35 protein-coding genes are annotated in these 23,952 nt (G+C 71.2%); 23 read left to right on the forward strand and 12 right to left on the reverse strand.

All coding sequences use genetic code 11. The features are described 5' to 3' along the window. Positions 1–37 precede the first annotated feature (37 nt). From HS045_RS29465 to HS045_RS29480, 4 genes are all read right to left on the reverse strand, one after another. Positions 38–352, reverse strand: coding sequence for a hypothetical protein (locus HS045_RS29465; protein ID WP_196454873.1), 315 nt, complete (start codon positions 350–352; stop codon positions 38–40). A 126-nt stretch (positions 353–478) separates the two neighbouring features. Beyond that, complete coding sequence (locus tag HS045_RS29470; protein ID WP_196454874.1) at positions 479–763, reverse strand: hypothetical protein; 285 nt, start codon at positions 761–763, stop codon at positions 479–481. Between the two features lie 918 nt (positions 764–1,681). Beyond that, complete coding sequence (locus HS045_RS29475; RefSeq protein WP_196454875.1) at positions 1,682–2,641, reverse strand: hypothetical protein; 960 nt, start codon at positions 2,639–2,641, stop codon at positions 1,682–1,684. Between the two features lie 225 nt (positions 2,642–2,866). Next, entirely contained in the window at positions 2,867–3,079 is a 213-nt protein-coding gene (locus HS045_RS29480) for a hypothetical protein (RefSeq protein WP_196454876.1), read from the reverse strand. A gap of 217 nt (positions 3,080–3,296) precedes the next feature. Here HS045_RS29480 and HS045_RS29485 point away from each other — a divergent pair, with 217 nt between their 5' ends. Further along, entirely contained in the window at positions 3,297–5,624 is a 2,328-nt protein-coding gene (locus HS045_RS29485) for a hypothetical protein (protein ID WP_196454877.1), read from the forward strand. A 70-nt stretch (positions 5,625–5,694) separates the two neighbouring features. Here HS045_RS29485 and HS045_RS29490 read toward each other — a convergent pair whose 3' ends face one another. Beyond that, positions 5,695–6,111 carry a hypothetical protein gene (locus HS045_RS29490; RefSeq protein ID WP_196454878.1) on the reverse strand — a complete coding sequence of 139 codons (417 nt, stop codon included), beginning with the start codon at positions 6,109–6,111 and terminating at the stop codon, positions 5,695–5,697. Positions 6,112–6,260: 149 nt separating this feature from the next. Here HS045_RS29490 and HS045_RS29495 point away from each other — a divergent pair, with 149 nt between their 5' ends. Then, positions 6,261–6,617: a PadR family transcriptional regulator gene (locus HS045_RS29495; RefSeq protein WP_196454879.1), complete on the forward strand. Its 357-nt coding sequence runs from the start codon at positions 6,261–6,263 to the stop codon at positions 6,615–6,617. Then, positions 6,614–7,513, forward strand: a complete 900-nt coding sequence (locus tag HS045_RS29500) for a hypothetical protein (protein WP_196454880.1) — start codon at positions 6,614–6,616, stop codon at positions 7,511–7,513. The genes HS045_RS29495 and HS045_RS29500 overlap by 4 nt, the downstream gene beginning before the upstream one ends. A gap of 68 nt (positions 7,514–7,581) precedes the next feature. On the opposite strand, the gene HS045_RS29505 is transcribed toward HS045_RS29500, so the two are convergent. From HS045_RS29505 to HS045_RS29535, 7 genes are all read right to left on the reverse strand, one after another. After that, a complete protein-coding gene (locus tag HS045_RS29505) occupies positions 7,582–8,217 on the reverse strand; it encodes a hypothetical protein (RefSeq protein WP_196454881.1) in 636 nt (211 codons plus the stop codon). A gap of 231 nt (positions 8,218–8,448) precedes the next feature. After that, entirely contained in the window at positions 8,449–8,607 is a 159-nt protein-coding gene (locus HS045_RS29510; protein ID WP_196454882.1) for a hypothetical protein, read from the reverse strand. Between the two features lie 216 nt (positions 8,608–8,823). After that, entirely contained in the window at positions 8,824–9,171 is a 348-nt protein-coding gene (locus HS045_RS29515) for a hypothetical protein (protein ID WP_196454883.1), read from the reverse strand. Positions 9,172–9,242: 71 nt separating this feature from the next. After that, positions 9,243–9,695, reverse strand: a complete 453-nt coding sequence (locus tag HS045_RS29520) for a hypothetical protein (RefSeq protein ID WP_196454884.1) — start codon at positions 9,693–9,695, stop codon at positions 9,243–9,245. Positions 9,696–9,763: 68 nt separating this feature from the next. Beyond that, positions 9,764–10,129 carry a hypothetical protein gene (locus HS045_RS29525; RefSeq protein WP_196454885.1) on the reverse strand — a complete coding sequence of 122 codons (366 nt, stop codon included), beginning with the start codon at positions 10,127–10,129 and terminating at the stop codon, positions 9,764–9,766. Between the two features lie 311 nt (positions 10,130–10,440). Beyond that, on the reverse strand, positions 10,441–11,190 hold the full coding sequence (locus tag HS045_RS29530) for a hypothetical protein (RefSeq protein WP_196454886.1): 750 nt from the start codon (positions 11,188–11,190) through the stop codon (positions 10,441–10,443). A gap of 74 nt (positions 11,191–11,264) precedes the next feature. Further along, positions 11,265–11,639, reverse strand: coding sequence for a hypothetical protein (locus HS045_RS29535; RefSeq protein ID WP_196454887.1), 375 nt, complete (start codon positions 11,637–11,639; stop codon positions 11,265–11,267). Between the two features lie 209 nt (positions 11,640–11,848). On the opposite strand from HS045_RS29535, the gene HS045_RS29540 reads away from it, so the two are divergent. The 20 genes from HS045_RS29540 (at position 11,849) to HS045_RS29635 (ending at position 23,886) form a co-directional block, all read left to right on the forward strand. Then, the gene (locus tag HS045_RS29540; protein ID WP_196454888.1) at positions 11,849–12,145 is read left to right on the forward strand and encodes a hypothetical protein; all 297 of its coding nucleotides are present in this window, start codon (positions 11,849–11,851) and stop codon (positions 12,143–12,145) included. A gap of 225 nt (positions 12,146–12,370) precedes the next feature. Next, complete coding sequence (locus HS045_RS29545) at positions 12,371–12,841, forward strand: hypothetical protein (RefSeq protein ID WP_196454889.1); 471 nt, start codon at positions 12,371–12,373, stop codon at positions 12,839–12,841. A 168-nt stretch (positions 12,842–13,009) separates the two neighbouring features. After that, complete coding sequence (locus HS045_RS29550) at positions 13,010–13,246, forward strand: hypothetical protein (protein ID WP_196454890.1); 237 nt, start codon at positions 13,010–13,012, stop codon at positions 13,244–13,246. A gap of 63 nt (positions 13,247–13,309) precedes the next feature. After that, positions 13,310–13,729: a hypothetical protein gene (locus HS045_RS29555; RefSeq protein ID WP_196454891.1), complete on the forward strand. Its 420-nt coding sequence runs from the start codon at positions 13,310–13,312 to the stop codon at positions 13,727–13,729. A 100-nt stretch (positions 13,730–13,829) separates the two neighbouring features. Beyond that, positions 13,830–14,303, forward strand: coding sequence for a hypothetical protein (locus HS045_RS29560; RefSeq protein WP_196454892.1), 474 nt, complete (start codon positions 13,830–13,832; stop codon positions 14,301–14,303). Between the two features lie 105 nt (positions 14,304–14,408). After that, complete coding sequence (locus HS045_RS29565) at positions 14,409–14,726, forward strand: hypothetical protein (RefSeq protein ID WP_196454893.1); 318 nt, start codon at positions 14,409–14,411, stop codon at positions 14,724–14,726. A gap of 76 nt (positions 14,727–14,802) precedes the next feature. Next, the gene (locus tag HS045_RS29570; protein ID WP_196454894.1) at positions 14,803–15,135 is read left to right on the forward strand and encodes a hypothetical protein; all 333 of its coding nucleotides are present in this window, start codon (positions 14,803–14,805) and stop codon (positions 15,133–15,135) included. A gap of 56 nt (positions 15,136–15,191) precedes the next feature. Beyond that, positions 15,192–16,301, forward strand: a complete 1,110-nt coding sequence (locus HS045_RS29575) for a hypothetical protein (protein ID WP_196454895.1) — start codon at positions 15,192–15,194, stop codon at positions 16,299–16,301. A gap of 127 nt (positions 16,302–16,428) precedes the next feature. After that, complete coding sequence (locus HS045_RS29580; protein ID WP_196454896.1) at positions 16,429–16,629, forward strand: hypothetical protein; 201 nt, start codon at positions 16,429–16,431, stop codon at positions 16,627–16,629. 82 nt (positions 16,630–16,711) lie between these two features. Then, a complete protein-coding gene (locus HS045_RS29585) occupies positions 16,712–16,963 on the forward strand; it encodes a hypothetical protein (protein WP_196454897.1) in 252 nt (83 codons plus the stop codon). A gap of 76 nt (positions 16,964–17,039) precedes the next feature. Beyond that, positions 17,040–17,813, forward strand: coding sequence for a hypothetical protein (locus HS045_RS29590; RefSeq protein WP_196454898.1), 774 nt, complete (start codon positions 17,040–17,042; stop codon positions 17,811–17,813). 132 nt (positions 17,814–17,945) lie between these two features. Further along, entirely contained in the window at positions 17,946–18,437 is a 492-nt protein-coding gene (locus HS045_RS29595; RefSeq protein ID WP_196454899.1) for a hypothetical protein, read from the forward strand. A 197-nt stretch (positions 18,438–18,634) separates the two neighbouring features. Beyond that, positions 18,635–18,976, forward strand: a complete 342-nt coding sequence (locus HS045_RS29600; protein ID WP_196454900.1) for a hypothetical protein — start codon at positions 18,635–18,637, stop codon at positions 18,974–18,976. 142 nt (positions 18,977–19,118) lie between these two features. Then, entirely contained in the window at positions 19,119–19,427 is a 309-nt protein-coding gene (locus HS045_RS29605; RefSeq protein ID WP_196454901.1) for a hypothetical protein, read from the forward strand. Between the two features lie 65 nt (positions 19,428–19,492). Beyond that, positions 19,493–19,726 carry a hypothetical protein gene (locus tag HS045_RS29610; RefSeq protein WP_196454902.1) on the forward strand — a complete coding sequence of 78 codons (234 nt, stop codon included), beginning with the start codon at positions 19,493–19,495 and terminating at the stop codon, positions 19,724–19,726. Between the two features lie 75 nt (positions 19,727–19,801). Continuing rightward, entirely contained in the window at positions 19,802–20,929 is a 1,128-nt protein-coding gene (locus HS045_RS29615) for a hypothetical protein (RefSeq protein ID WP_196454903.1), read from the forward strand. Positions 20,930–20,991: 62 nt separating this feature from the next. Further along, positions 20,992–21,618: a 3'-5' exoribonuclease domain-containing protein gene (locus tag HS045_RS29620; RefSeq protein ID WP_196454904.1), complete on the forward strand. Its 627-nt coding sequence runs from the start codon at positions 20,992–20,994 to the stop codon at positions 21,616–21,618. A 316-nt stretch (positions 21,619–21,934) separates the two neighbouring features. Beyond that, positions 21,935–22,330, forward strand: a complete 396-nt coding sequence (locus HS045_RS29625) for a hypothetical protein (protein WP_196454905.1) — start codon at positions 21,935–21,937, stop codon at positions 22,328–22,330. 537 nt (positions 22,331–22,867) lie between these two features. Then, complete coding sequence (locus HS045_RS29630; protein WP_196454906.1) at positions 22,868–23,155, forward strand: hypothetical protein; 288 nt, start codon at positions 22,868–22,870, stop codon at positions 23,153–23,155. Between the two features lie 122 nt (positions 23,156–23,277). After that, positions 23,278–23,886 carry a hypothetical protein gene (locus HS045_RS29635; protein ID WP_196454907.1) on the forward strand — a complete coding sequence of 203 codons (609 nt, stop codon included), beginning with the start codon at positions 23,278–23,280 and terminating at the stop codon, positions 23,884–23,886. Positions 23,887–23,952 lie beyond the last annotated feature (66 nt).

The raw sequence follows: 23,952 nt of genomic DNA on the forward strand, positions 1-23,952 counted from the left end.
GGCGGGCGGCGCGGGTGGCCGCCCGCCGTACGGGCTGCTACGGCAGGGGGAGGACGACCTGGGCGATGCGCTTCATGGTGAGAAGGGTGGGGCGGCGGTGCCATCCGTCGTCGTCGGCCAGGGTCGGCACGACGAGCACGAAGTCGATGAGGATGTCGGCCTCCTTCCAGGTGATCTGGCCGCCACAGGCGTCGACGAGCGCGCGGATCGCGTCGGTGTGCTCGGTGTGGCCGTCGGCGACGGCGGCGGCGTGGCGGGCGAGGAGCTGCACGCCGGGGGTGGCGGCCAGGGTGGCGCCGAAGATGCGCTCGATGGCGGGGGCGGTGCTGAGGGTGGGGCTGTCGGGCGTCATGTGGTCCTCCTGGGTGCCGGGCAAGGGGATCGCGTCCCCCTTGCTCTACATAAAATAATATAAGACAGTTAATGGTGTGTCGAGTGGTAGGGGTGCCCCCGCCCGCGTGGGGCGGGGGCGGGGTGGCTAGAGGCCGTCGCGGGCGTGCGCCCCGCCGGCGCGGGGGGTGAGCAGGCGGGCGACGATCCACACCGCAGCGAAAGCGGCGATGACGACGGCGGGGACAACGGCGACCGAGACGAGTGCGGTCGCCATGGTGTCGGGCGCGGTGGCCATCGCCGTGGTGGCGGCTCCCGTCGGTGCCTGTGTCGGTGTGACCGCACCCGCAACGAGGCGGGAGGCGAGCATGGTGAGCGCGCCGACGGCGAGAAGGCCGAGGAGTGCGGCGGCGGTGACGATTCGCATGAGCATGATGGGCCCTTCCTGGTTGCGGCGGGAGGATCGCACCCCTCCCGCCTGAACAATTAAAATAGTACAGGGGAGTTAATTAGAGAGGCAAATCTACGAGAGCACGGGGAAAGCGCAGCTCACCGGGGTAAATCACCGCACCCGGAAGCCGGACGAGGGCCGGGCACAGCACCGCCTCGAGGGACGCGCCGGGCAACTCGGCCACCCGGCACGTACGGCCGGCACGGTCCGCGCTGGGCGGCGTTCGCCGCGTCGCGGCAGGGCGCTGGGCGGTGCGGAAGGACCGCCTCGAGCGCGCCGCCGTGCGCAGCACGGTGCCTGCCGCACGGCGCGGCGGCGGGGTGGTGGGGTGGGGAGAGAGCCGCCTCGAGGGCGCGCCGCTCGCGGCGGAGGACTCGGGGGGAGGGGACGGCGCGGCGGGCACCCGTGCCTCGAGCGCGCTGCCGTACGGCGCGGCGGGGCGGGTGGTGCCTGCCGTGCGGGGCGGCGCGGTGGGCTCCGCCGTGCGGGGCGGTGCGGTGGGCTCCGCCGTGCGGGGCGGTGCGGTGCCTGCCGTACGGCAGGCGGGGCGGGAGAGGACCGCCTCGAGCGCGCCGCCGTACGGTGCGGTGCCTGCCGTGCGGCGCGGCACGGGGCGGGGCGGTGGATCTCGGGCGGCGGGGCGGTGGATCTCGGGCGGCGGGGTGGTGCCTGCCGTACGGCGCGGCGGAGGACTCGGGGGGACGGTGCGGGGCGGCGCGGTGGGTTCCGCTGTGCGGGGCGGCGTGGGCGGCGGGGCGGGGCGGGTTGGTGCGGGGACGGGGGAGCCCCCGCCCGTGGTTGTCGGGCGGGGGCTCGGGCGGTGCTGGGGCGGTGCTGGGGGTGGGTTCCCCTCGTGCGGGGTGGGGTGCCCGCCCCGTGTGCGGGGCGGGCGGGCAGGGGTCAGGCGGCGCGGTGGTGGCGTCCCGTCTGCTTGGCGTTCTTGCGGGTGGTGCGGGCGGTGGTGGCCTTCTGGGCGATCATCAGGACCGCGACGCCCGCGAGTGCCCAGATCAGGCCGTTACCGATCGGGGCGAGCGCGGCGAGGGCGGAGGTGTCGGCGACGTGGGCGGCGTTGAGGTTGACCGCGCCCGCGTTCGGGTCGGTGCTCGGCGCGGTGTCCGTGCTCGGGTCGGTGTTCGGGGTGGTGTCGGCGGTGGGGGTGGCCTCCTGCGTGGGCGTGCTGTCGGTCGCGGTGGTGTCGGCGGTGTCGGCGGTGTCGGCGGGGGCGACGTAGACGGGCGCGGGGTCGCTGGTCACGGTGACGGTCGGGGCGGGCGCGGGGGTCGCGGTGGGGGTGGCCTTGGCGGTGCTGGTCTTGGGCTTGGCGGTCGCGGTCGCGGTCGCCTTGGTGGTGGGGGTGGTCTTGGGCTTGGGGGTCGCGGTGACGGTCACCGTGGCCTTGGGCTTGGCGGTCGCGGTCGCGGTGGCGGTGGCCTCAGGGGTGGCCTCAGCGGTCGCGGTGGCCTTGGGGGTCGCGGTCGCGGTCGGGGCGGGCTCGGTGGGCTTGGGCTGGGGCTTGGCGGTGGCGGTGACGGTCGCGGTGTCGAGGGTCGCGCCGTCGCTGGTCAGGGTCACGGTGTAGGTGCCCGCCTTCTCGGCGGTGAAGGAGGCGGAGAAGGAGCCGCCGCCGCACAGGGGGTCGGCGGGGGCGGTGCCGATCGGGGCGCTGGTGCCGTCGGGGGTGGTGACGGTGAGGGCGGCGGTGCAGGTGCCCGCCGTGGTCGCGGTGACGGTGACCGCGCCGCCTTCGGTGGTGGAGGCGGGGGCGGTGAGCGTGCCGTTGCCCGCGTGGGCGGGCAGGGCGAGACCGAGCAGCGCGAGCGCCGCGAGGAGCGCGGCGGTCAGGAGACGGAAAGCCATGGTGGGCCCTTCCTGGTGGGGGTGGCGGGAGGATCGCACCCCTCCCGCCCGAACAAGAAAAACAGTACAGGAGTATTAGCAAGGCGGCAAATCTACGGGATGCAGGGAAAGTGCCAGCTCAGCACGGAAGCACGCGCCCCGCCTGCGACCGTCGCTCGAGCGGCCGACGCGGGCGGCACACCGACGCTCGACGCGCCCGTGGCCACCCCGCGCACCGCCGTTCTCTCACTCCACCGGACCGGCATTCGCCCCCGGCTGCGCCGCACGCTGCCGAAGCAGCAGACCCAGCGTCGCGCGCGCGTCCCTGCGCCGCACCGCCGAACGCGCCAGCACCGACACCAGGACCAGCCACGTGACCGTGCCCCCGTACAGCAGGCCACCGGCACCCGCGACGGTCACGCCCGCCCCGACTACCTCCAGCACACCGCTCAACTTCACTCACTCTCCTGGACACGCCCGCCCGGCCTGATGCCGCGGCGGCAGCACGCCCAGTGAGCCCCGACCCGGCACGGCACCGCGATTCCGGTTCAGCCACACCCGCCCCGAACCGGTGCATAGCCGCAGGCCGGTTCCCTACGGTGAAATTCTCCGGACCGGACGGGACCGGAAGGAACGCCGGAAGCCGCTCCACGGCGCACGGGGATGGTGGGAAGTCATGGTCCAGCGCGACGCACGTGCCGAGTTCGCCACCCGGCTGGCCGAACTCCTGGACGCCGCTCCCGAACTCGGCCAAGACGCTGTGGCCCGCGCGGCCAACGACCGGCTCCGCCAGCTCGCCAGAACGACCCCGGCAGGTGCCTCGCAGCTCCCCGCCTCCCAGGTGACCGGCAAGAAGATCAGCGCCTGGCGCAACGGCGACCACCTGCCCGCCTCCCCGGATTCTCTGCGCGCCGTCGTCCACGTCCTGGCCGTGCATCTCCGCCGCCGCAACGTCACGGCCGACCAGGTGGCACCGGCACTGCTCGACCCTCAACGCTGGGATCGGTGGTGGGAGGCGGCCCGAAAGCAGCCGGTTCGCGCACCGCAGGCCGTCCCCGCCGGCGAGCAACCCCAGACCGGTTCCGTTCCGCCGGGCAGCGCGATCGCCGGACTCGACCCGCTCGATCTGGAGGTGCACCCGGCGATCCGCCCCGACACCGATGCCGACACCTGGGAGGCGCTGCCGGCCTACATCCCGCGGACCCACGACCGCCTGCTCGCCGACCTGCTCGCCGACGTTCACGCCCAGGGCCGTAGCCGGTTCCGGGTCCTGGTCGGCGGATCATCGACCGGCAAGACCCGCGCCTGCTGGGAAGCGGTACGCGACCTCCCCAGCCCGTGGAGGCTGTGGCACCCCCGCACCGCCGAAGCGCTCCTCGCCGACATCGGCAACGTAGCTCCGCACACGGTGGTGTGGCTCAACGAAACCCAGAGGTACCTCCTCACCCCCGAACCCGAGACCAGCCGGCGCGCGGCCACCCAGCTGCGCGCCCTGATCACCGATCCGGATCGGGGGCCGATCCTGGTCCTCGGCACCCTGTGGCCTCCGCACTGGGACAAGCTCACCGCCGCCTTCCCTGACCCGCCCGACCTGTACGACCAAGCCGGGGAACTACTCAAGGGCCGCACCTTGCGGCTACCCGAAGCCTTCACCGGCGACGACCTGACAGCGGCCGTCGCACACGCTGGGCACAGCGGCGACGCGCGCCTCGCCGAGGCACTCCGCAACGCGTCCGACGGTCGGCTCACCCAATACCTCGCCGGAGGGTTCGCGCTGGCGGAGCGCTACGACAACGCCGGTCCCGGCGCCAGGGCACTACTTGATGCCGCCGTCGACGCGCGTCGCCTGGGCCACAGCCTTCTGCTGCCACGGGCACTGCTGGAGTATGCGGCCGCCGGCTATCTCACCGACGAGCAGTGGGAGACCACGGCCGCCGACGACAACTGGCTGGAAGAGGCGTTCGCCTACGTCACCAACCACACCGCCTGCCGAGGAGCGCGTGCCCCCCTCACCCGCCACCGGCCCCGGCCAGGCGACTCCGGCCGGCACCCCAGCGCGAGCGGCGACGTGCGCTACCGGCTGGCCGACTACCTCGAACAGTACGGCGCCGAGCAGCGCGCACACCTTTGCCCATCGGCGAGCCTGTGGGACGCGGCCACCCTGCACGCGAGCCCCGTGGACCAAGTGGTGCTCGGCATGCAGGCTCAAGTCCGGCTGCGGTACCGGCATGCCATCGAACTGCACGAAGCGGCCATGGCCGCGGGCAGCGCCGAAGCCATGCAGGAACTGGCCATATGGCGGGCGCAGACAGGTGAGGTCGAGGAAGGCGAACGGCTGGCGATCGCCGCAATGAGACGCGGCCACACAGACGCTCTCTTTCGGCTGAGCATTGAAGCAGACCGGGCAGGAGAGCACGAACGAGCTGAGCGGCTCGCCAACGAAGCCGCCGACGACGGACGCTTGTCCGGCCTGTGCATGCTCATCCTGTGCCGGGAGCTCGCCGGCAAGACACAGACCGTTGAACGGCTCACGCGTGTGACGGAAGCCGAGCGGGGCCCGGAGTTCGGTGAGCTTCTGCGCGCCTACCGGGAGAAGTTGCTCCGAGCGCTCATTTTGAACGATGGAGAATCCGCCGCGAGACGTCCTTCCCGGCGTTCGGTAGTCGAAGGGGCGTTCGTCTCTCGGTTCCCCTCCTGGGATCGCTCTCGCCCGGAAAGAAAGCTGAGGCAGGATGACCAGGCAGTCGAGCAGCTGCGCCGTGCCGGGCTCTTGCCTGCCGCCATCCGAAGTGCTCATGCTGACGCAGGTCGAGGCTGGCCGGATCGGCTGCTGTGGCTGGCTCGCACCTTACGCAGGCAGGGCGAGCACCAGCCCTGGACGAACCTTCTCCGTTACGGGCTGGACGGCGACGGATCGATCAGCCGACCGTGGCCGCCCAGCGTCGCGACATCGCCCGACGCGGCCCCCGTGCTGCCCTTTCGCGGCAAGATGCGCACTGAGTAGCGATTCGCTGCCGAATCACGGGCTTCCGCGCCCGCCCCGAGGCGAACGCCCCTGCCGGGCGCCCGCGTGATCACACGAGCAGGCAGACGTCCCAGCGGGGGCCGTCCGGGCCGGGGATGAGGCCGCCGAGCCGGTTGAACGGGTTGCCGGGGTGGGCCAGCCGCCAATCGCCGGCCGCGACGAACATCACCACGAGCGGCCAGGCCTGGCCGAGCCGTACCGGGTCACCGGTGTTGTGCAGCCGGATGGGGCCCGCGAGCCGGTAGCCGTCCTCCTGCCCGCCGTACACGGCGTAGTGCAGCGACAGGCGGCCGCTCCCCTCCTCCCAGGCGATCTTGTAGTGGTCGGCGGTGCCGTGATCGTCCGTGGGTCCGCCGGCCGTCGCCGGGTCGGTCCAGGTGAACGAGGCGCCGCCGGGTTCGAGGGCGAACACCAGGTCGACGGTCGCTTGGGTCGCTCGGGTCGCTTCGGTTGCGAGGGCTTCCATGGGTCCTTCCTGGGGGTCAACACCGGGATCGCATCCCCGATAACTCATATAAAAGAATACAGCGTGGTTAGTTCGGGTTGCCTGGTGCTGGGAAACCCAGGTGGGATTCAGCCGCTCACCCACGCCGCACCCTATGTAGGATCATCAACATGGAACCTGAGAGGAGAGAGGTGAGCGTCTCCCCGCGGATGGCGCAGATCCTCAAAATCTTCCTGGAAGACCCCGCCCGACTCCGCTACGGCTACGAGCTGATGACCGCGACCGGCCTGCCGAGCGGCACCATCTACCCCATCCTCGCCTTCCTGGAGAAGCAAGGCTGGCTCCAGGCCTGCCGCGAGGACATCGACCCCAAGGCCGCCGGCCGTCCCGCCCGGCGCGCCTTCGTCCTCACCGCCGACGGCTACCTGCAGGCCATGGACCGGCTCAACGCCATCGCCGACAGCTACCGGCCCCCGGCGCCGCCGACCGGGCGCCCCACGGCCATTCGCCCCGGCGGTCGCGTGTGAACCAGCTCCTGCTCACCGCCTTCCTCTACGTGCTCGGCGCCCTGCTGTTCATCGTCACCACCGTGGTCGCCGTGCTGTGCACCACCTGCAGCGACCTCATCAAGCAGGAGGCCGCCACCCGGCTGGAGCGCCTGCCGCTGTGGCTGCTGCACCGCGCCGCCCGCGACCTGCCGGCCGACATCCGCGACGAGGTCCTCGACGAGCAGTGGATCCCCGACCTGCTGCACGTTTGCCGCGACGCCGACGGGATGCCGCTGACCCGGGTGTGGAAGGGCGCCCGGTTCGCCATCGGCCTCATGGGCGGCCCCGCGGTCGCGGTCGGCAAGATCCTCAAGCCCGGTGCGGCCGTGCCGCCCGCCGTCGCACCGGTTCCCGTTCCGCCGCACGCGAGTGAAGCCGATGGGCAGGCAGGAGGTGAGACCGCCCGGAAGGCGCTCGTCCTCTTCGTCTTTGATGAACTGGAATCCGTCGACGCCGTTTCCTGCTGCCCGTTCTGCATGGACGTGTCGGTGTGGCCGCCCCAGCCTCTGGCGGTGAAAGTGCCTGACTTCATCGCACACGGGCCGAACGGACCCGTGGCCGTCCAGGCCAAGGTCTACTACGGGGACAGGGCGATCCGGGACAGAGTCATCCGGGACAGGGTGATCCGGGACAGAGTCATCCGGGACAGGGTGATCCGGGACCGCTCCTGGAGCGTTGCGGCCCAGGAGCGCATCAGCGAAGACGGGCAACCGCCGCGCCTTCTGGAGACCGGCGCGTTCGGCGTGGAGTCGGCACTCGCTGATCTGTTCCGCCCGCCGACCGGCACGGCGAACCTGTACGAGCGCCAGGCGGTCATCGGTTCGCGCGATCGGTGCCCGGCCTGCCAGCGGAAGCTGGGCCGCCCCGAGGAGTGACCGCAACAGCCGACGGCCGCGAACCCGGTGGTTCGCGGCCGTCAGCGTGTCCGGTGTGGAGCGCGGGCTCACGCCCACGGGGAGACCGGCAACGAGTCCTCGTCCAACTCCAGCGCATCTAGCACCAGACGCAGAAACGCCGCGCCCGCCTGCGCCCGCAGCAGCCTGTCGGTCGCCGTGATCAGCTCTTCCGGCGTCTGAGGGTTCTCCAGGATTCCGCCCTGCCGGATCGCGACCGTGACCGCGCCGGCGATCTCCATAAGCGCGGCGTGGCGCACGCACCCGTGCTCCGGACCGGCGTTCGTCACCGCCACCAGGACCCGGCGCGCGTGAGCGGCCGTGTACTGGATGATCGCGATCTTTCCCCATCGCGCCGCCAGTTTCTCCGCCATCTCCGCACCGGAGACGGTCAAGGTGATCCCGCGCGCGGCTTCGTCAGCCGTCGCCGACGCCTCGAGCAGCTTGTTCACCACCGAGGCGAGCGCGGCGTCCTGACCGGCCCGGCGGTCGAACTCGGCGAGGAGTTCATGCGCGCCCTTCACGCAGACCAGCAGGTCGCGGTACACGCTGGTGATCTGCTCATGCGTGGGGCGCCGCGGGATGGGCGTGGTGTCGTTGATGGAGCGGATGAGACGGCGCAACTCGGGGACGGTGCGGTGCGCCGCGACAGCGTTGGCCTGTGCGTGAACGTCGGAGACGATCATCGCGACCGTGGACGCTTCCGCGGCGGAGCGGCGGGCGGCCTCCGACCAGGTCTCCCGCGCCTCCAGGTCGAAGCGGTCACCGGCGGCATGCGGGGCCGAGGCGGGGGACGTGCGGGCGGAACGCAGAGGAATCACAGACACGGGAAGTCCTTCCAGACGGGGACGGCGCAGAGGCAAGGAGCAGGACGCGGTGGAGGGATGCGGCCACCCGCGGCAGGGCGGCCGCACCGTTCACGGGTGCGGGGGCGGGGTGTGCATGCCGGCGGCGATGACGCAATACATCGAGCCGGTGGCGATGACCACCCACCATCCGTAGTCGTCCTTGGCGATCGGCTTCCGGCACCACAAGCACACGGGCGGCTCGCAGGCAACAGCGGTAAGAACGGGCATCGGGACTCCAGTCACATAGGAGCGGGATCGCTCCCCGCTCACATATAAAAGATACAGGAGAGTTAATAGCGTGACAAAGGGGTAGCGGCACCCGGTTCCGGCGGGGGCCGGGCGCGCTTCCGCAACGGTCAGCTGTGCCTGCGGTTCATCCGGTGCTGGAAGGCCGGACGGTGCGCACCCACGGCGCCCCGGCAGGCGGGGACGCCGCGGGCGCGGTCAGGTGGCGTCGCGGGCGCGCCGCTCGGCCTGCCGCGCCTTCGCCCACGCCCGAATCTGCTCAATCGAGCGAGGCTCCCACTGGTGAAAGCCTCGCCCGGTCGTTAACTGGGTGAAATGCCGCTCCTTGTCGATGCCGCACCAGCGGCAGCCGCCCGGCGGTGGCATGAACGCCGCCTCCGCGCCGCCCGGGGCGTTGGCGTCATCGTCCGGTGCCGGCTGAGCGGGCGCCGTATCTGGTGCGGTCGGCCGCGGCGCGCCGGCGGAGCGGCTGGTGAGCACGGCGAAGTGGAGCGAGCGGGGGATGCCGAGCCGGTCCAGGTGCCGGCTCACTCCGGGAATGTTCATCACGGGTCCTTGCGTGAAGGGCGACAGGGAAAGGGGGAGGGGCGGCGGGTACGTCGCCGCCCCCGTAGAGGTCACTCGTAAGCGCACAACTTCCATGCCGGGCGCTTCTGCGTCGGAGTGATGCCGAGCGCCGTCAGAGCCGCTCGCAGCGTGGCGTCCCAGTTGCCGGCGGCGCGCATCTGCTCCAACTCGACCAAGTCCAGGGTCTGGATGTCCTCCACGCCGACGGTGACCACGTGGGCGGCGACGAAGTAGGAGTTGTCCTCGCGGTAGCAGTAGGACTCCACCTCGACGCCGTGACGGCGGAAGACCGGGCCGACGTCGGCGTCGTCGAGGACGGGCGGGTGCGGCGGGCCCGGCACCGTCATCAGGTGCTCGGAGGCACAGTCGAGGAAGTCCTCGCCGCTCTCCGCGTCGTACCACGGCAGGAGCGGGTCGCCGAGCTTGTTGACTTCGGCGATCTTCCACGGGGTCGAGCCCAGGTCGTAGCCGTAGAACAGGATGGCGCTGACATCGCTTCCCATGGGGTGTCCTTCTTTCTTCGCGGAGCGCTGGGCGGCGGGCGCACCGTCGCCCAGCGCGGTAGGCGGGATCAGTCGGTGGAACTCAGGAAGGAGCGGATCTCCTCGTTGCGGACCCACTCCATCTCGTTGTCCAGGCCGGAGGTGGAGCGGCCCCTGCCGGTCAGCAACTGCTGCAGGAAGTGCCTGCGCCCCTCGGCCAGAGCCGCCTGCAGGTCGCCGCCCGTCGCTTCGGTGGCCTGGGCGACGAACTGCCAGATCTCGTGTCTGGCCTGGGCGCGCAGCAGCGGGGCCAGGTTGAGGGTGGTGATCGTGGACTCGCCGGCGAGGACCGCGGCGAGAGTCGTGCGGCTGTTACGGAAGTCGTCGGCCGCGCGGGCGATGCGGCGGGCGACCATGCGGGCGACGATGTCGGCCATCGCGGTCGTAGCGGTCATGGGAACTCCAAGGAGTCAGGCGAAGGTAATCCCCCTTCGCGAACATTGAAAAAGTGCCTGATGTTTATTGCGTGGAGGTGTTGAGGGGCGGGGGAGGTGGACGCTCACCGGGCGTCAGCCTGGGGTGGCCGACGCGAATCACCGGGACATGCCATCACCGGACCCCGCCCTCGACCGCGGGTCCGCCCCGTGCGAGGGGGCGATGGCGTCAGGTGACGCCACCGGGGAAGCAGCAAGAGAACTTCCCCGACTGCACAAAAAAATAATACAAGAGACTTAATGAATGGGCAACTGTGGGGCCGCCTGTCCCGCTACAGCTCGTACGGCTCCACTGGCAGCGACCGCAGTTCCAGCGCGCCCAGCACCGCCCGGCAAAACACCCGTGCGCCGCGCGCCCGCACCCGCGCCGACAGCGCCAGGACCGGACCCGCGTCCGTCTCGGGCGGCGCCTCAGCCAACCCGGCCAGCCATCGCGCCGCCACCGGCAACTCGGCCAGGGCCGCCGCGGCGATGTCGGCGTCCTCCTCCTGGCAGGCGGCCGCCACCCGGCCGGCGTGGCCGCCCGCGCACTGCGCCACCAGCACCTCATCCAGCCTGGCCAGTAGCGCGGCCGCCATCTCGTGCCCGTCGCGGCCGCGCACCAGCGACCGTATCGACCGGTCGGCGTCCTCCGAAGCCAGCAGCAGCCGGTTCAGCTCGGCGGCCAGGCCGCGCTCACGCGCCGCCGCCCGGGTGAGTTCGGCCAGCTTGGCCGGGGCGCCGCTGGCCTCGGCGCTGGCCTGCGCGTAAGCGAGCGTCACCGCCTGCAGGTCCTCCGGTGCGATGGGGCGCCGTTGCGGGCCGGTGGCCGCGACCATCTTGTGCAGCTGTGCCGCGCCGAAGCGGCCGGCGAGCTCGGCGGCCTGCTCGTGGATCTGCTGAATGCCGGCCTCAAGGGCGGGGCCGTGCTCGGCCAGCCGCCGCGCCGCGCGAGACCAGCGGGTCGGTTCCTTCATGGGGAGACACCGGTCCGACAGGGGGAGCGCGGTGAGCGGAGCGTCGACGGCGGGGAAAGCGATCACGACAGAGGTCCTTTCCGAGGGAAGGCGAAACGGGGAAGCGCCCCGGTAGGCCGGGCGGCCCGCCAGGGGGAGGGTCAGCGGGGCAGCAGTCGGTCGTGGTCGGACAGGCAGGAGGCGACCGCGCGGGCGAACGGGACGAACCGGCCCCACCCGTCCGACACCGATGCGTGTGCGCCCGGCGCGGCGGTCAGGGCGAAGCGCAGTTCCAGCACGTACCCGAGCTGGTCGAACCGGGGGAAGGCCACCGCCGACCAGCCCGGCCGGGGCGGGGTGATGGTGACGTAGACGCCACCGGGCTGGCGTTCGGCTTCCAGCCCGGCCTCCGACAGTGCGAGCGCCAGCTCGGCTTGCGCCTGGGCGTACTTGCCGGCGAGTGCGGCCGGTACGTCCAGCACGACACCGAACGGCGGCGGGGAGGGGACGAAGAACGGAGCGGGCGGCGTGGCCATCAGGGTCCTTTCGGCAGGGGCGGTGAGCGAGAAGCCAGAGGCGGCAGCACGCCCGCCCCGTTGCTCTGATAAAAAGATATATGATAGTTAATAAAGCGGCAACTCCAGGGCGAAGGGTGGCGGATCTTTCATCAATGCACTATTAACTATCTTGTACTGTAATATGCATGAGGGAATGGTCCTGCATGCCGTCGCCGGAGGATCCGCCCGTGAGCTCCACCCCCCTCAAGTCCGCCCCCCGCTCGCGGCGCCATGTCCAGTCCCCCGGGACGGCGCGCACAGCCAGGCGCCGCTTCGCCCCTCATGCCGACCCGGCCTGCCCGGCCTGCGGGGCTCTCGACCCGGGCCTGCTGGCCGAGGGCCCCGACGAGGAGGGGCCCGTCTTCACCAGTTGCTGCGGCGCCGACCCTGTGGCGTTCACCTGCGGTACGTACTACGTGCACGCCTACCTGTCGCCCGACGGCGACCAGCCCGAGCGGTGCCCGCACTGCGGCACCTGCCTGTGAACGTGCCGGCGGCGGGGCACCGGCACTCCGCCCCCGCCGCCGGCTCCGCTCTCCACCTGCGTCGAAAGGACAGCGCATGCCCACCTACGAAGGCCCTGCCGTCATCACCGAGGACGGCTGAGTCCTCATCGACGGCCAGCAGGTCTCCATAACCGCCGTCACCGTTCCCGGTGACCACGACGGCGACGAGTGACCCGCCAGACCTCCTCCTGGAAAGGACCCGCTATGGGCAGCAAGATCGAGCATCCGGCCGAGGGGCGCATCGAGGCGGCATTCTCGGGTGCGTGCCCGACGTCGCCCGACTGGACGATCGACAGTGCCGGATTCTGCACCGGGTACGGGTGGGACTGCGCTGACTACAGGCTCGAGTCCTCCGGCGGAACGCTGGCGGTCAGCTCGCCCGCCCCTGGCCGTGGGGCCGTCACCGTGGAGATCGGCGGCCGTAGGTGCACGCTGCCGCCGGACGGCCGCGCCCGGCTGGCCGGCATGCTCGCGCTGGCGCACGGCCCGGAGACCGCCGGCGTGCTCAACCTCGACGCCGTGGAGCAGGTGTATCTGCATGTCGCCTTCGGTGGCGGCCGGGCTGTGCTCACGGTATATGAGGATGCCGCGGTCGCCGGGGCGCGCGTCACCATCCTGGGCGAGGCCTGCGGGCGGGTGTGCGATGCGCTGACCGGCGCGGAGGCCGGACGGTAGGAGACCGCCAGGCGTCGGCGAACCTGATGAAACAGCGGGCCCCGCCCCTTCCGGGGGCGGGGCCCACAGTCGTTGATGACCATTCGACATCGCTATTAACTCTCATATACTATTTTCTCGTAGGTTTAGGGGAAGTGGTCCCCTGGCTCGCCCGGCAGAAGGGAACCCGTGAGCATGCCGATCCGCGACGAGATCGCCGAGATGGGAGAGGTCAACCGCCTCGTGCGCAACCTCGTTGTCGAAGCCCTGGCCGACCAGAACGGACGCTCCGCGGACGGTCTGCACGTCGAGACCGCCCGCCCGCACGACAACCCCGCCGCCCTCACGTGCGTGGTCGTCCACCCCGACGGAAGCAAGTCCACCGCGCTGATCTCGGTCGAGTTCGTCGACTGGGACGCCCACTAACTTCCCCGCCCCGCGGGGAGGGGCACCCTCCCCTCCCCGCCCTTTCCCCTCCCGGAGGCTCTCATGGCCGGCACCTACACCCTCGCACCCCTGACCTTCGACCCCAGCAAGCAGTACGACTGGAGCGACCTGGTCAACTCCATGCCGGTCACCATCGCGCTCAAGGCCCACATCGGCGACGCCGCCGAAGGCGACACCTTCGCCCTGCTGCGCCACCACGACGGCCGCTACGGCCTGTCCGTGTTCGGCTGGGCGTCCTGCTCGGAGTGCGACGTCCTGAAGGGCTGCAAGACCCTGGACGACCTCACCGAGGTGCGTGACAACGTGTGGAACGGCATCCACTGGGAGGACAACGCCACCGCCCTGCTCGCCTACCTCGACAACACGGACCTGGCGCTGAAGTGGTGGGGCCACACCGTTGGCGGGCGGGACTTCGCCGCCCAGGCCAAGCGGCACCTCGTGCGGCTCGCCACCGCCTCATGACCTCGCGGCGTGCCGTCCCGTACCATGATCACCTGCCCCAGAACGGCGCGCCGCCCCTCGTCTCCTCACCCGTGCGTCCCCGCCAGCAAGGAGCTGCCCCGTGGCCCGCACCCAGCCGACCCGCTACACCGAGAAAGCCGCCTGGGACTATGCCGAGCCGAGCCGTACGGCGCCCGCCCCCACCGTCACTTTCGACGGCCAGCGCGCCGTCCTGTCCGGCGTCAGGTTCCAGCACACCGACCACTGCTGGGGGTGCCGCTACTACATCACCGCCTACACCGAGAACGGCACGGTCGAGATCGAGCTGAAGACGAGCCGGGCCGGCGCGACCGCCTGGCAGCGGCGCGAGGCGCCCGGCAGCCATCCCTCGCCCCCGTCCGCCTGCCCGTGGTGCGAGCGGGCCGAGCCGCTGCCGGCCCGCTCCGCGTTCGCCGGCGCGCTGCCGTCGGGCGGCGCGAGCGGCTGCCCCGCAGGCGGCACCATCTACCCGGCGGAGCAGGCCGCCTACGACTACCTGCGCGCGACTTTCCCCACCCTGGCCGCGGCGGCCGACAGAGCGGACGGCATCCGCTGACCGGCACCCGCCCGGACCTCGACTGGACTCTTTGTTAACTCTCCTATATTTTTTTTATGTGAGTAAGGGGGAGCGATCCCCTTGCCCTTCCCCCTGGAGGTCCCCATGTCCCGCAAGCGGCCTATCACCACCATGACCCGGATGCGCGCCCTCCTGAGCGCCGACACCGACGCCGGTATCGGCGACTCCAACCCCGCCGCCGTGACCTTCCTCGCCCTCGACGCCGCCGACCTGCGCAACGGCTGGATCACCCCCGATGCGGCCGTCGCCAACCTCGTCGCCCTGTCCCGGGGAGCGCTGGCCGTCGAAGACGCCGACGTCATGCTGCGCTACGCCGTCACCCTGCCCGACATCAAGCCCGGCGACTGCTTCACCCAGCCCGCGCTCCCGACGGTCGACCGCTTCCTCAGCGTCGCCTTCTGACATCCCGCGAGGGCAGGGCGCCCGCCCCGCCCTCGCGCCCCGCCTCTCCCCATCCCTGCTTACGGAGGTCTTCTCGATGCCCACCCCCCAGCCGGCCGCCGACGCGGCCGCGTCCCGCACCGCCGCGCAGCCGCTGCCCGGGTGGGACCAGGAATCGCCGGTGGTGCGCGGCGTGTACGCCACCGACGTGCCCGTCTACCGCGTGGTGTGCGACGAGTGCGAGACCTACGTCGGGCCGGTCACCCTCGACATGGACGAGCACGTCCGCGACGTCCGCGCACACGAACGCGTCCACGACGCCTGGGCGGACTGGCGCGCCTACATGAGCGTGGAGACCCTGCGTGCTCACCGCGCCGCCCAGCAGGCCGACCGCGGCCGCTACGACCACCTGCGTCCCCGCCCTCTGTAGCCCGCCCGCCGCCGCACCCTTCCTGCCCGATCAGCCGCGAAAGGCAAACACCGATCATGACCTACACTCCGCCCGCCATCGGCGTCACCTTCACCCCCGCGTCCGGCGGGGGAGGCGTCTTCACCTGGACGGCCCCCCTTCACCTCGACGACCGCCCTCGCAACTGGCGGATCATCTGGCAGCCGCACGGCAGCATGAACGTGGCCTGGGACGCCCCCGGCTGGGGCCCCTTCGTCGGCGCCGAGCCCGTCCGCGCGCTGCGGATGCCGGATGACAGGCCGTTGCCGCAGCGGCTCGACGGTGCTTGGCAGGTGGTGGAGGCGTTCGTCGAATCCGGCGCCTGGACCGCGGGCCTGACCCGCGAGAGCGGCAGCTTCGCCGTCCACCTGCCGGCCAGATCCCGCTGGAACGTCCAGCGGATCACCGGCGACCAGGCCGTCGCCCCCGCAGGCCGCGCCGTCGAGGTCACCTTCACGCCGCACCCGCGTGGCGGTTCTTTCACCTGGGCTCTCGACGACCCTGAAGCCCCGCCTTTCGTGCCGTCCGCATGGGAGATCGTCTGGCGCTCCATCGGCAGCATGACGCTGCTCTGGCACGACGGCAGCGGCATCGGCGGCCAGGCCGCCGTGCGCGTGCTCGACAAGTCGGCACCGCGCACCCTGGAGGCCGCATGGGAAACGGTCACCGCCCTGGTGGCGACGGGCGACTGGGCGAAGGGGATGCAGCATCACCCCGGCGACCGCTACCTCATCACCACCCCGGAGCACCCCGCATGGGTCGTCTGCCGCGCCGAGCCGCCGACGTGGGAGAACGCCACCGGTGACCGGCACCCGGCGGCGATCGCGCTGCCGTACGTCCACGTCGACCGCAACGTCGCCTGGCCGGACGTGGTGCCCGGTCGGCCGTCGGTGTTCCCCCTCGTTGGCGAGCTGCCCGGGCGCGTCCGCGTGGGCGAGTGGGCGTTCACTCCCGAGCAGGCGGAGGAGTTCGCCGCGGTCATCGCGCTGAAGGCGTTCCAGGCGCGCATGCCCGACCTGGACACCTACACCGAGCTGGCTGCCTTCCTCGCCGAGGTGATGGCGCCGGATGAGGACGGCGACGTCTGCGAGGCCGAGGCCGTCGCCGAGGCGGTGGTGCGCCGCTACCGGTTGACGGCTCGTTCCTGAGACGCGTGGCGGGTCCCTGGTGGTACGGCCCGCGCCGTGCCACCAGTGGACACTATATTAACTCTCATATATTGTTTTTTATGTAGATACGGGAAAGATTCTTGCCGCCGAAGACAAGGAGATCGCCATGCTCGACGAGGGCGAGTTCGCCTACCGCCTCGGAACCGCGAAGGACCACCTGGAAGGCCTCGACGTCACCGACGCCGAATGGGCGCTCGTGGAAGGCATCCTGCGCGGCGAGCAAGCGGAGGTGTTCCTTCGCCTCCTGTGCAAGGTGCGCGAGGCGGGAGACCTCGACGCGACCTGCGGCAAGATCTTCGGCGGCTGATCGCCGCCCTCTCCCGGCCGCCGCGCGAACGCGCGGCGGCCGCCGCCATTGCCCCTTCCTTCATTCTCTGGAGTTTTCCGCCATGCCTAGCTACGTCCTCAAGGCCGCCCCCGACGACGACTGCTACGCCATCTTCTCGACCGTCGTCATGGGCGAGACGTTCGCCGGCACCCGCGACGAAACCGCAGCCGAGCTCGACCGGCGCGGCTGGTCGGCCACTGAGTTGCTGGAGCGCGCCGACCGCACCGGCACCTCCTGCCCCGAGCAGAGCTTCGGCGCCTGGAACGGACCCGACCCGGTCGTCCTCACCTACACCCTGCCCGGCCTCTCCTGACGCCTGGCCGTGCCGCTGCGGGCAGCGGCACGGCCAGGCGCGCCGCCCCTTCCCCCTCTGAACGAAAGGCCCCGCCGTGACCTCCACTCCCACGCCCGCCGTGCCGACCGCCGGCGCGATGGCCGAGCTGACCGGCCGCCGCGCCGAGCTGGAGACGCTGCTGCGGTATGGCTCCTGGCGCGGCCTGGACGACCCCGGCCACGAGCACGCCGGCGTCCTGGCGCGGCTGCGCCAGGCGCTGGCCGACTCGGCCCCCGCCGCGCACACCACGCGCACCACCCACTCGTGGAACCGGTCACGCAGGATCAACCGGCGAGGCGCGCTCGTCTACGGCGACGAGTCGTTTGCCGAGTGCCGGTGCGGCTGGCTGCGCCACGAGGTGACCCGGGCGCTGGCGCGCGGCCTGGCCCGCGCCCACCGGAAGGAGGCGACCCGGCTGCTGGTGCCGGCCGGCGACGTGGCCGCCATCGCCGAACTGCTGGACCCCTACGGCCTGGACCGGCCGCGCCGGACCTACACCGGCTGGACCGACGACGTGAGCCTGCCGAGCGTGTTCCAGGCGAGCCGCTACATCGTGGAGGCGCCCATTGTGGCGGTGGAGCCCCTGCCCTCAGCCGACGCGAGCCTGCCGCGGGTGCTGCTCACCCTCGCCCACCCAGAGCGGCCGTCGAACCGCGCCGCCCGGCTGCACGTCACCACGGTCGATCTGCGCTACGAGCCGGATCCGCGTTTCGCACCCCGCGTCATCGCGGGCCTGCCGCCGTTGCCGCCGTGGTCGAACCTGCGCTCGCACACAGACCCGGTGCGGGTGGCGTGGCTGGCCGAGCAGGAGCGGGCGGCCGCACAGTGAGGTCACCGGGAGCGCAGGGGCGACGCTCCCGGCCACCCTCGACTTCCCCATTTAATTAACTATCATATACTATATAAATGTGAGTAAGGGGGAGCGATTCCCTTGCTTGGATCCCATCCCTGGAGGACATGAATGCCGCGCCGCAACGTCACCGAGATCGCCGCGCACCACGCCGCCGCTCGCTACCACCACAGCCTCGCCGAGGAGCTGATGGACGAGCACACCGACGCCGCGTACTGGTTCGTCATCGCCCGCCACGTCCTGGGCGCCCGCCAGGCGTACATCGCCGCCGCCGTCGCCAACGGCACCATTGAGGCCGGTACCGAGCCGACCACCGAGCAGGTGCTCGAGATGTCGATCCTCGGTCAGCGGGTCTACAAGTGGCTCGCCGCTCTGGCTGACACCGAGATCGTCGCCCTGGCCATCGGGGAGGGCTTCCCCGCGCACCTGGCGCTCATGGTCTCCGCCGGTTCGCTGCGCGCCTGGCTGAACCCCGCCTACGGCGAGGCCGCCAACCAGACCAACCCGATGGCCGCCGCGCTCCGCCGCTACGCCGAGAAGTACTCCGGCCTGGTGGAGGACGGGACCGTGCTCGCGGCCGCCTCCGCCTCCGTGCCCGCCTGACCATCCGCCTCCGCTCTGCCCCGGCACGCCGTGCCGGGGCAGAGCCCTTCCCGAGAGGTGTCCATGAACCTCCTCCCTCCCTGCACGATCTGCGACGCCGAAGCCGGACGGGTGTGCCGCTTCGAGCACTCCTTGCCGGCTGTCGAGCCCCACCCCGCCCTGCTGCCCCCAGGGCGGAGGCCTCCGCTGGAGACGACATGCTGAGCCTGAACGAGACCGTCACGAACAGCCGCGCCCGCCGCAGGCTGAGCGCTGACGAGATCATGATGAACGGCCGCGTATACCGGCCCACCGTCTACCCCGTGCCCGGCGTCATCTCCGCCCGCGCCAACGCGGTGTTCGCCGCCGCGCCGGGCTCGCCTGAACGCGAGGACGCGCTCGCCCGCTTCAACCGCTACTACCGCGTCGACCGGCGTACGGCGTTCCGCCTGGCTCGCAGCATGCACCTGCGTCCCCGCCGGTACGCCCAACTGGAGGCCGAGCGGATCGCCGCCCAGCGGATCGCCGACTGCCGGGCGTTCGGCTGCTGCGACGTGTGACCCCCGCATCCGCCCGCTTGCGGCTGACCTGGCCGGATAGCGGGCAGATAGGCGCAAGTGGACTCCTTTATTAACTCTCTTATATTCTTTTCATGTGAGCAAGGGGAAGCGATTCCTTGCCGTATGAGCCCAGGAGGACACCGTGACCACGACTGCCACCATCGCCGCCGTCGCCCCCGTGACCGTTGAGCACCCCGGCGGCATCACCGAGACCTACCACCCGCGGGGCGGCGGTCACGTCTTCCACGCCCCCGAGGTGAAAGGCACCCGCGACGGCGTCAAGATCACCGTCCACCCCTTCTCGTACTACGTGGGGCACGCCTACCGCCGCGCCGGTGACCCGTACAACCCCGTCAGGTTCGAGCACACCGTGAGCAGCTGGAGCGGCGTCGAGGAGATGCGCGCCTCCGCCCTGCACCAGTTGGCCCGCTACATCGAGAACGGCATCTGACCCTTTCCCTGCCTTCCCGCCCGCTCGGGCGGGGAGGCGCTCTCACCCCGAGGAGACCAGCCACCATGACGCGCCCGCCCGCCACGCCCGCGCCGTGCTCCTGCCCGCCGCGTCCCGCCGTGCTCCACCTCGTCGAGACCGACCGCGCAACCTTCTGGCCCGGCCTGCTGTTCACCAACCTCGGCACGTCGGCCTACCTGCACATCGCCCACCTCGACAGCACCTACAGCATCGCGCACCTGTCCGGAGAGGACCTGCGCTACCTGAAGCGCCACGTGGCCGCCTGCGGCTGCCCCTGACCTTCCCCTGCCCCGTTCGCGGCGCGGCCGACGCACCCGGCCGCGCCGCCCTCTCTCCCCGTAGGAACATCCCCTTTGACCACGCTCAAGGCCGCGCCCGCCGCCGATCTCGCCGAAATGATCACTGCGAACAACCGGGAGTCCGTTCGGCGCTGGAAGGCCTTCCCCTTCGCCGCCCCCTACATCGCGACCGTCGGCGAGGCGGCCCGCACCGGTGCTCTGCCGCCCATCCCCGACGGCCTCGCCGCCCTGATGGACCGCAACCCGCGCGCCGGCCAGGACCTCGTCTTCACCGCCCAGCAGCACGCCGCCTGCCGCCTGTGGAAGCGCTACCGCATCACCTACGCGATCGACCGCACCCTGTGGCACGAGCTGGGGGAAAGCGACCCGGGTGACATCATCCCCGCCAACCTGTTCGACCAGCTCCCGCACTCCGACCCGTTCATCTGCTTTCCCGAGCCGCTGCTGATCGACGACGGCGGCGACCTGGTGGAGAAGGTCGTCGGGGTGTTCCTGTCGGGCCGCCGATCGGAGACGGTTCCCGACGCCGCCGTCGCCGCCTACGGCGACCTGGGCCTGGTGCCTCCCAAGGGCACGACGATCACCATCCAGTGCTCCACCCACCACCCCGAACGCGACGTGATCGCGCTGACCTTCGTCGGCGTCATGCACCGCCGCGACGGGCGCCCCCACACCCCGGGCGGCATTCCCGACCTGGTCTGGACGCACGTCAGCTTCGGCTTGGACGCCGACGCGACGGTGGCCGAACTCGTCGACGGCTGCCTCTCCCGCTTCCCCAGTGCCAACGGTGGGCGAGGCGTCGGGGTGATGCTGCGCCGCGCCGTGTCCCTGCTGATCTACCTGTGCGCCGTCAACGCCGAGATCGACGCCGCGCCGCCCGCGCCAGCACCGCGAGGCAGGGGCAAGGGCCGGGGCGCGGCACGGCCGAAACCGCCGCGCGTGATGAACGTCGGCTACCGGATCGGCGCAAAGCTGCGCGCCTACCGCGCCGCGAGCGCCCGCCGCGCTTCCGCGGGCGGACCGGATGACCGCAGTGTGCCCCCGCATCTGCGCCGGGCGCACTTCCACACCTTCCGGCACGGCAAGGGCCGAAAGCTGAGGAAGGTCACGTGGCTGCCGCCGATCCCGGTCAACTTCGACAAGGAGGCCGACAAGACCACCGTCATCCCCGTCCCTGCCTGACCGCCCCGCTCTTCCACCCGGCGCCGCCCCTGGGCCGCGCCCGCCTTCCCCAGGAGCACCTGTTGACCCGCATCTACTACGACACCGAATTCCACGACACGGGCAGCAGCATCGACACCATCTCCATCGGCCTGGTCGCCGGCGAACGCGAGTACTACGCCGTCAGCGCCGACTTCGACCAGAAACGGGTGTACGGCCACGAGTGGCTGCGCGCCAACGTGATGCCGCACCTGCCGCTGGCCAGCGGCCCGGCCGCGCCGGACGCATGGCTCGACCTGAACCATCCGCACGTCAAACCGCGCGCCCAGATCGCCGAGGAGGTGTATGCGTTCATCGCGGCGGCCCCCGAGCCGGAGCTATGGGCGTACTACAGCGCCTTCGACCACGTCGCTCTGGCGTGGCTGGCCGGTCGGCCCATGGTGCAGCTGCCCCGCGGGGTGCCGTGGCGGACCAACGACCTGGAGCAGGAGGCCGCCCGGCTCGGTAACCCCAAGCTGCCGGTACAGGAGGCCGGTGAGCACTACGCCCTAGCCGATGCCCGGCACAACCAGGTGGTGGGGGAGTACCTGGCCGAGCTGGCCGAGCGCCGAGTCCCGCTCAACGGGCGCCTGTACGACGTCGCCGCCTTTGAGTGGAACGACGGCTTCGCGGGAGAGGAGCGGTGGACGGTGTACGGCCATCGTGTGTGAGCGCGGGGGTGCCGCGCCGCACTATGGGCTCGACTTGCCAGCCTATTAACGATCCTATATTATTTTTATCACAATGAAGGGCTTCCCTTTCGGTTCGGTCCCCGAGCCGGACCCCAGAAAGACACCCTTGAATGATCGCCGTCACCCCCGCCGCACCTTCAGCGCTAGCGTCACCCTTGAAGCCCTTGACGGCGGCCCCGCCGTGATCACCATAAGCGACGGACAAGTCATCGCCGACTGGTGAAGTTCCGCCCTGTGCTCCGCGCCGACCGCGCGGAGCACAGGGCTCCCCGCCCCCTCCCAAGAAAGGCCCGCCATGGCCACCGTCACCACCGACTCGCTACTCACCGCCCTGCGCACCCACCTGGACCGGGCGGGTTTCTACAGTCTCGCCCGGCTTTACGACAACGACAGCGCCATCCGCGACCAGTTGCGGCCGCTGCCGTGCCCGCCGCCGTGTGCGCCTCCGCCCGGTGACCGCGCGGCCCGCTGGGCGGAGGTCGTCGTACGCGGCCACGGCAGCGAGTTCGCCACCGTGCTGGTGTCGCTGTGCCCGCACGGCGAGCCCCACTTCGACGTCTTCCCCGACCACAGCGACCCCGGGCACGACGAGGCGACCAAGGCGGCCGTCGCCGCCCAGGACACCGCCGCCGTGCGCACCTTCACTTTTACCCGCGACGCCGCAGACCACTTGCGCCACCTGTTCCGTTGACCGCCGGACGCCGCAGCCCCGCGCCCGGCGCACTCCGCTCACCTGCGAAAGGACCCGTGTGGGAGCCACCTTCAAGACCGACGGCCGTATCGGCGTCAGCCCGCCGCTGCCCGCCCGCGCCATCGCCCCCGGCAGCCCCACCTGCCCGCAAACCGCCCCAGCGACGGCGATCCGCCCGTCGACCTGATCTTCGACATCGCAGAAGACCCCGCAGGCGGCGAACGGGCAGCCCGGGGACTCGTCGCCGCCTGCGACTACCCCAGCCGCTTCGGCGACCTGGCCGACCAGTGGCAGGCCCTCATCGACGCCCACCCCCACTACGTCTTCACCGGGACCGTCGTCTTCACCGGTGAGGACCCCGACGACGTCAACACCATCACCGCCGTCGGCGGCCACGCCGTCTTCGCCGGCGACCCGGACTTCCCCGACGACTTCGGTACCGGCACCGCACGCGAGACGAAACCCCCCGCCTCCCCGCACGCCGGCCACACCGCCGCGGCGACCGATCCGTGGGCGCACCTGGCCACCCGCTACAGCGTGCACCGCCGCCCGCCCGGCAGCCCCGGCTACCACCCCGAAGACACCGTCCACGTCGTGCGCCGCGACGAGCTGCGCGCCGTCGATAACGACGGTTTCTACACGGTCGAGCCCCGGCACCCGTGGCTGATCGTCCATGGCCGCCGCGACGACCGACTGTGGGATGAGGCGCTCGCCGACTGGGACGCGTTCGACGACGACCTGGACCGGCTGACGATGGACCGCGACGACGCGATCACGACCGCCCACCGCATCCTCGGCATCGAGGAGCACCCCGTACGCCCGTAGCCTTCAGCGCCGCGTACAATCAATCATCAATTTATTAACTATCATATACTGTTCATGTGTTTTTAAAGTGCTTCCCTGGTGGGTGGCGCTTCACCCTCCCGCCCGTCAAGGAGAACCACTTCGTGACCTCACCCCTGGTCTGGACCAAGAAGACCATCGGCCGCTCCCGCACCTCCCAACACGGCCACCTTGGCGATGTGCTGCTGTTCGTCATCAACCCGCCCACGGGCGCGACCAGCCAGCTGGTCGACGCTGACGGCACCCCCGCAGGGCCCGTGGTCGCCAGCGGGTGGACGCTCACCAGCTACCTGCCCGCCAGCGACCGCCAGCCGAACGTCTACCCGGTCAAGAGCGCCGCCGACGGCAAGGCCACCGCTGAGCGGCTGCTGATCGACTTCCACCGTCTGCTGGACCCCCACATCGACACCTGCTCGCGCTACACCATCGACATCAACCCGGTGCCGCCCACCGACCTCGCCTACAATCCCGACCAGCGCGTCTACGTCGAGCGCGGCCCTCACGGGTGGGCGGTGCGCCACAGCACCCCCGCAGGGCCCATCTACAACTTCGCCACCGGCCTGTGGACCGAACTGGACAAGAACGGCGACCTGGCCGACTACGACGTCAAGGACCTCGACAACCCCGACGGGCCCGCCACCCACCGCAACGACTGGGAGCGGCCTTTCGAGGAGGCGCGGAAGACGGCCTACGCCATCCTCGGCATGCCCTAACTCCCCGCGGGTGGGTGCCTGCGCGGCGCCCACCCCACCCTGTCCTCTCACCACGCTGATGGAGTC

The sequence above is a fragment of the Planomonospora sp. ID82291 genome (assembly GCF_015711645.1).
Taxonomy (GTDB): domain Bacteria; phylum Actinomycetota; class Actinomycetes; order Streptosporangiales; family Streptosporangiaceae; genus Planomonospora.

Bases quoted from the DNA above. Each gene is read 5' to 3' on its own strand.
- HS045_RS29490 (WP_196454878.1), bottom strand. From the start codon at position 6,111: ATGGAAGCCCTCGCAACCGAAGCGACCCGAGCGACCCAAGCGACCGTC.
- HS045_RS29495 (WP_196454879.1), top strand. From the start codon at position 6,261: ATGGAACCTGAGAGGAGAGAGGTGAGCGTCTCCCCGCGGATGGCGCAG.
- HS045_RS29585 (WP_196454897.1), top strand. From the start codon at position 16,712: ATGCCTAGCTACGTCCTCAAGGCCGCCCCCGACGACGACTGCTACGCC.
- HS045_RS29545 (WP_196454889.1), top strand. From the start codon at position 12,371: ATGGGCAGCAAGATCGAGCATCCGGCCGAGGGGCGCATCGAGGCGGCA.
- HS045_RS29520 (WP_196454884.1), bottom strand. From the start codon at position 9,695: ATGGGAAGCGATGTCAGCGCCATCCTGTTCTACGGCTACGACCTGGGC.
- HS045_RS29555 (WP_196454891.1), top strand. From the start codon at position 13,310: ATGGCCGGCACCTACACCCTCGCACCCCTGACCTTCGACCCCAGCAAG.
- HS045_RS29575 (WP_196454895.1), top strand. From the start codon at position 15,192: ATGACCTACACTCCGCCCGCCATCGGCGTCACCTTCACCCCCGCGTCC.
- HS045_RS29485 (WP_196454877.1), top strand. From the start codon at position 3,297: ATGGTCCAGCGCGACGCACGTGCCGAGTTCGCCACCCGGCTGGCCGAA.
- HS045_RS29470 (WP_196454874.1), bottom strand. From the start codon at position 763: ATGCTCATGCGAATCGTCACCGCCGCCGCACTCCTCGGCCTTCTCGCC.
- HS045_RS29600 (WP_196454900.1), top strand. From the start codon at position 18,635: ATGCTGAGCCTGAACGAGACCGTCACGAACAGCCGCGCCCGCCGCAGG.
- HS045_RS29610 (WP_196454902.1), top strand. From the start codon at position 19,493: ATGACGCGCCCGCCCGCCACGCCCGCGCCGTGCTCCTGCCCGCCGCGT.
- HS045_RS29525 (WP_196454885.1), bottom strand. From the start codon at position 10,129: ATGACCGCTACGACCGCGATGGCCGACATCGTCGCCCGCATGGTCGCC.
- HS045_RS29595 (WP_196454899.1), top strand. From the start codon at position 17,946: ATGCCGCGCCGCAACGTCACCGAGATCGCCGCGCACCACGCCGCCGCT.
- HS045_RS29625 (WP_196454905.1), top strand. From the start codon at position 21,935: ATGGCCACCGTCACCACCGACTCGCTACTCACCGCCCTGCGCACCCAC.
- HS045_RS29510 (WP_196454882.1), bottom strand. From the start codon at position 8,607: ATGCCCGTTCTTACCGCTGTTGCCTGCGAGCCGCCCGTGTGCTTGTGG.
- HS045_RS29535 (WP_196454887.1), bottom strand. From the start codon at position 11,639: ATGGCCACGCCGCCCGCTCCGTTCTTCGTCCCCTCCCCGCCGCCGTTC.
- HS045_RS29505 (WP_196454881.1), bottom strand. From the start codon at position 8,217: ATGATCGTCTCCGACGTTCACGCACAGGCCAACGCTGTCGCGGCGCAC.
- HS045_RS29570 (WP_196454894.1), top strand. From the start codon at position 14,803: ATGCCCACCCCCCAGCCGGCCGCCGACGCGGCCGCGTCCCGCACCGCC.
- HS045_RS29465 (WP_196454873.1), bottom strand. From the start codon at position 352: ATGACGCCCGACAGCCCCACCCTCAGCACCGCCCCCGCCATCGAGCGC.
- HS045_RS29475 (WP_196454875.1), bottom strand. From the start codon at position 2,641: ATGGCTTTCCGTCTCCTGACCGCCGCGCTCCTCGCGGCGCTCGCGCTG.
- HS045_RS29515 (WP_196454883.1), bottom strand. From the start codon at position 9,171: ATGAACATTCCCGGAGTGAGCCGGCACCTGGACCGGCTCGGCATCCCC.
- HS045_RS29580 (WP_196454896.1), top strand. From the start codon at position 16,429: ATGCTCGACGAGGGCGAGTTCGCCTACCGCCTCGGAACCGCGAAGGAC.
- HS045_RS29565 (WP_196454893.1), top strand. From the start codon at position 14,409: ATGTCCCGCAAGCGGCCTATCACCACCATGACCCGGATGCGCGCCCTC.